At 40.7% G+C, this 4,601-nt stretch carries 6 protein-coding genes and 3 tRNA genes; all 9 read right to left on the bottom strand.

Annotated elements, in window-relative coordinates; translation table 11 throughout:
* Nucleotides 1-243: 243 nt before the first annotated feature.
* Nucleotides 244-319: transfer RNA gene (locus RYP29_RS08290), tRNA-Lys, on the bottom strand.
* 4 nt (nt 320-323) lie between these two features.
* Nucleotides 324-398, bottom strand: a tRNA-Gln gene (locus tag RYP29_RS08285).
* Nucleotides 399-422: 24 nt separating this feature from the next.
* Nucleotides 423-498: transfer RNA gene (locus RYP29_RS08280), tRNA-His, on the bottom strand.
* A 219-nt stretch (nt 499-717) separates the two neighbouring features.
* Nucleotides 718-1,557 (bottom strand): polyamine aminopropyltransferase, encoded by an 840-nt coding sequence (gene speE, locus RYP29_RS08275; RefSeq protein ID WP_311533039.1) that lies wholly within the window; start codon nt 1,555-1,557, stop codon nt 718-720.
* 58 nt (nt 1,558-1,615) lie between these two features.
* The gene (locus RYP29_RS08270) at nt 1,616-2,242 is read right to left on the bottom strand and encodes a hypothetical protein (protein ID WP_311533037.1); all 627 of its coding nucleotides are present in this window, start codon (nt 2,240-2,242) and stop codon (nt 1,616-1,618) included.
* 4 nt (nt 2,243-2,246) lie between these two features.
* Nucleotides 2,247-2,681 carry a peptidylprolyl isomerase gene (locus RYP29_RS08265; protein WP_005378394.1) on the bottom strand — a complete coding sequence of 145 codons (435 nt, stop codon included), beginning with the start codon at nt 2,679-2,681 and terminating at the stop codon, nt 2,247-2,249.
* Nucleotides 2,678-3,385, bottom strand: a complete 708-nt coding sequence (locus RYP29_RS08260) for a ThiF family adenylyltransferase (RefSeq protein WP_105084443.1) — start codon at nt 3,383-3,385, stop codon at nt 2,678-2,680. Before RYP29_RS08260 ends, RYP29_RS08265 begins: the two co-directional genes overlap by 4 nt.
* Nucleotides 3,385-3,759, bottom strand: coding sequence for a VOC family protein (locus RYP29_RS08255; RefSeq protein WP_005380323.1), 375 nt, complete (start codon nt 3,757-3,759; stop codon nt 3,385-3,387). The genes RYP29_RS08260 and RYP29_RS08255 overlap by 1 nt, the downstream gene beginning before the upstream one ends.
* A 79-nt stretch (nt 3,760-3,838) precedes the next feature.
* The coding region (locus RYP29_RS08250) for an SMC family ATPase (RefSeq protein WP_311533033.1) at nt 3,839-4,601 on the bottom strand (763 nt) is incomplete at its 5' end.

Here is a 4,601-nt window from a genome sequence, read left to right as displayed (position 1 = left end):
ATGTTCAATCATATGATTGATTACCTATCATTGTTCAGTTTTCAAAGATCTGTACATTAGAAGTTTTAACGTTCTAACGACTTTTTAAAGTATATCAGTCATCTCATAAAACGTCAACCACTTTTTTAAGAAGTTTTGTTTTATTTTTGACTACTTGTGTTTCCACAATATACTTACCATCATAACCAAATTCTCTAAAATTAGAGATAGAAAACTCACAAACTTTCGTTTGTGAGTTTTATTTGGTGGCTCATCCGCGACTCGAACGCGGGACACCCTGATTAAAAGTCAGGTGCTCTACCAACTGAGCTAATGAACCATGTTGGCAGGGGTGGCTGGGATCGAACCAGCGCATAACGGAGTCAAAGTCCGTTGCCTTACCACTTGGCGACACCCCTACAATGATTACGATGTGTAGGTTATGGGGTGAGTAGTGGGGATCGAACCCACGCGTAACGGAGCCACAATCCGCCGTGTTAACCGCTTCACCATACCCACCACCTTGTAGGTATCGAAGACACTGTCTTCGTAACAAAGAGAATTATATCTGTTTTAGAAGTTTGTGTCAATAACTTTTTCTAATTTCATTCAACTTTCAGTTTTGAAATTAACAAGCTATATACTTCTAATATAAAACTCTTTCACATCCTAATAAAAAGGAAGTACCACCGTTAAAATGTTTCTTAACGAATGGTGCTTCCCTATTATACATATAAATTATTTATTTGGCAAATAGTTTTTTACAAAATTTGGTAATGCAAACGCAGCCTTTTGAATATCCTTGTTATAGTACTTAGTTTCAAAGTTTTGTTCACGATTTGGTTCCCATGTTAATGGGTCGTATTTTTTAGATCCAACCGTAAAGCAATGCATCCCGGCCGGATAGATTGGAATGTATGCAGTGTACAAACGAGCGATTGGGAAATGATTATTTACATAACCAAACACCTTCTCAACGAGCGGTTGATGAAGCATAGGAGATTCGGTTTGTTGTACAAATAGACCATCTGCTTTTAGAGCTTTCAACGTATTCTTATAAAACTCTTCCGTAAATAATCCTTCACCAGGACCAATTGGATCAGAGCAATCCACAATAATAACGTCATAGTAATCTTCAGCCTCTGCCATAAAGCCGATACCGTCACCAATCTTTACTGTTAACTTATGATTGTTTTCAATCATAGCCTTAGAAATAGTAGGTAAGTATTGTTTTGCCAATTCTACAACTTTACCATCAATCTCAACCATAGTAACTTCTTTAACGCAATCATGGCGTACGCATTCTCTAGCTACACCGCCATCACCGCCACCGATAATCAGTACCCGTTCTGGATTTGGATGCAAAAACAATGGTACATGAGCAATCATTTCATGGTAGATAAACTCCTCCCGTTCAGACGTTTGGAATACACCATCTAATGCAAGCATCATGCCATATTCTTTAGACTTAAATACTTCAATTTTTTGAAATTCAGATTCACCAGAATAAAGTACCTCTTCTGCTTCAGCACTGAGACGTAAATGAGGCGTTTGCTCTTCTGTAATCCATTGACTCATAATAACCTCCTATATAGGTAGAGCGATAGCTTTCACCATCGCTCTCATAATACTAATATTATTTCTTAGTTATATAACAGAATCCACCGCCAAGGATGGTATCTTGCAACCAATGAACTAGTGAGAAATCGCGGATTTCCCCTTCATCAAAAATACCGCAACGAATATCATCACCATCCATGAACATCCTATAAATAGGCACCCAATGCCATGTATAGAGCGCAGGTTCTTTACCTTTATGGCGATTTAAGAACGCTACAGGAACATCCTGTGATAATGCATCGTGAATAAACTGCGCCGCCGCCTCTGCTTCTACGCGGGATGCAGAAAAAGGAGATACATTAAGCATGTGTACCTCATAAGGCAAATTCTTATCATCAAACAAACGACTAAGGCCGCGTTCCATCCATTGCGTTTTATAAACGCCACCACCAAATCTTGGTTTTACATAGTTCCACACGACATTCATACGTTCTAATGCTAATGTATGATTCGCCGTAGTAGACACATCTAATAGGCCATCTCGAAATTCAGAATAACTCAATACCTGTGTAGCCGATGTAGGGCCACAACCAGACAAACGTTGCCATTCATCATCAAACCATTCTTGATCATAGCCGTGTGATATAGTCCCATTTACATCGATATCAAGCCACTCCGGATGTTTAACAGATACATCATTCATGAGATTAACCTTCGATTACTTCCACTGTTTCCATGATATCGCCTTGATGGATACCATCAACTACATCCATGCCTTCGATTACTTTACCAAACACAGTATGTACACCATCTAAATGAGGTTGTGGTTCGTATACGATAAAGAATTGGCTACCGCCTGTATTAGGACCACGGTGAGCCATAGACAACGCACCGCGTTCGTGTTTATGAGGATTGCCAATCAATTCGTCTTTAATTGTGTAACCAGGACCGCCTGTACCATTGCCATTAGGGCAACCACCTTGCGCTACGAATCCAGGAATTACACGATGGAATGTCAATCCATTATAGAAACCTTTATTAATAAGGTCGATAAAGTTTTGTACTGTGCCAGGTGCTTCTTTATCAAATAATTCGATTACAATGTCTCCACCTTTTGCCATATGGATTTTTGCTTGTTTCATTGTTCAGGTACCTCCAAAATTGTACGCAACACATGTGCTGCTAATATAAAACCTGCCACTGGTGGCACAAAACTACATGTTCCCGGGCTCGTTGCTTCGCCGCGAAACTGTGGTTTTGTCGGTTTTTCTGTAGAAAATAAAACTAATTGTTTTTTTATACCCCGTTTCTTGAGTTCCCGGCGCATAACGCGTGCCAACGGGCATGTATGAGACTTATTGATATCTGCAATCATAAGTTTCTCTGGGTAAAAGCGATTACCGCCGCCCATACAGGAAATAACAGGGATGCTTTCACGTTGGCAAACCTCGATAATATTGAGTTTTGCCGTCACCATATCAATGGCATCGATCACATAATCAACGTTCAAGCTTTGAATAAATCCAGGATATTTCTCCTCAGTATACATAATGTCGTGAGTTTCTATCACTACATCAGGATTGATGGAAAGAGCTCGCGCCTTTGCGACCTCAACCTTACGTTCTCCAATGGTATCGTGTGTCGTAATCATTTGACGATTTAAATTGCTAGGTGCAATGGAATCACCATCAATAATAACGATGCGCCCTACACCAGCACGTACTAGCGCCTCGAGAGCCCCACCGCCGACACCACCAACACCAAAGAGCGCGATAGATGTATCCTTTAATGTTTGGATTTTATCAGGACCAACCAACCATTCTAAACGAGTTAACATATATTCCATTAATATTTACCCGCCGGAATGATTTCTGTCCAATATCCATCAGGATCAGCGATAAAATAAATACCCATGTCGGCATTTTCATAGGCTACAACACCCATCTCTTTATGTTTTTTTAGAGCTGCTTCGTAGTCATCTACATAAAATGCCAAGTGGAATTCATTATCCCCTAAATTATAAGGGCGATCCCAATCGCGCAACCATGTAAGTTCTAATTCATGTGCCGTATATGGACTTTTTAAATATACAAGGGTAAAAGCACCGCTTGGGTCTTCCAAACGACGAGCCTCTTCAAGCAGTAAGGCCTCTTTATAGAAGGCTAAACTCTTATCAAGATCCTTAACATTTATATTATTATGAGCAAATGAAAACTTCATAGGACCTCCTTTTATAAATACAGTATGTTTTTGTAGGAATTATCCTCTTTTAATAGTATCACATTTTGTAAATTTATAGCTAGTTAATCACAAATTTTGCCGTACTGCCATCATCACCACGTGTAACCTCTAAATGAGCAGGTATCCGCGTCTTTAACTCAGGTACATGGGAGATCATGCCGATAAGGCGCCCCGATGATTGTAGTTGTACCAATGTTTCCATAGCGAGCTCCAATGTATCAGGGTCAAGTGTACCAAACCCTTCATCAATGAACATCGTATCCATATGAATGCCACCGGCATAACTTTGAATCACGTCGGCAAGACCTAAGGCAAGTGCCATAGAGGCCAAGAATGTTTCTCCCCCTGACAAGGTATTCGCAGGTCTAGATTGTCCTGTGAAAGCGTCCATTACGGCCAAATCGAGGCCTTGCTTACCACGGCCGCCACCGGTATAGTCTGAACGCTCCAAAGAGTAACGGCTACGGCTCATCTTTTGAAGACGTAAATTGGCAGCATAAACAACCTCATCTAAAATGGCCCCCAATACATAGCGCTCAAAGGTGACATTTTTAAAACCTTGTTCCCCCCCATTAGCGAGATCATTCAATCGACTTAAGAAGGCTACCTTCTCTCGGGCCTCACCCATAGCCGATTCAATTTCCTCTAGTGAAGCAAGTGTAGTTTCTATATGCTGTGTTTCTTTATCCCAAGCCGCTAAATGGCCCACCAATGTATCACGACGTTCTACCGCTGCATCATATACTTCATCCGAAACAGTATCGCTAGGTTTAACCACAGTCTCCGTAGTCTTTAGTGCCGCATCATATACAGCTTGTGCT

Origin of the sequence: uncultured Veillonella sp. (genome assembly GCF_963534045.1) — a bacterium.
In the GTDB taxonomy this organism is placed as follows: Bacteria; Bacillota; Negativicutes; order Veillonellales; family Veillonellaceae; genus Veillonella.
Note: the sequence above shows the minus strand (reverse complement) of the source record. Positions and strands in the feature narration are given on the sequence as shown.

Excerpts from the sequence above, each read along its gene's own strand:
- speE (WP_311533039.1), bottom strand. The coding sequence starts at position 1,557 with ATGAGTCAATGGATTACAGAAGAGCAAACGCCTCATTTACGTCTCAGT.
- RYP29_RS08260 (WP_105084443.1), bottom strand. The coding sequence starts at position 3,385 with ATGGAATATATGTTAACTCGTTTAGAATGGTTGGTTGGTCCTGATAAA.
- RYP29_RS08255 (WP_005380323.1), bottom strand. The coding sequence starts at position 3,759 with ATGAAGTTTTCATTTGCTCATAATAATATAAATGTTAAGGATCTTGAT.
- RYP29_RS08270 (WP_311533037.1), bottom strand. The coding sequence starts at position 2,242 with ATGAATGATGTATCTGTTAAACATCCGGAGTGGCTTGATATCGATGTA.
- RYP29_RS08265 (WP_005378394.1), bottom strand. The coding sequence starts at position 2,681 with ATGAAACAAGCAAAAATCCATATGGCAAAAGGTGGAGACATTGTAATC.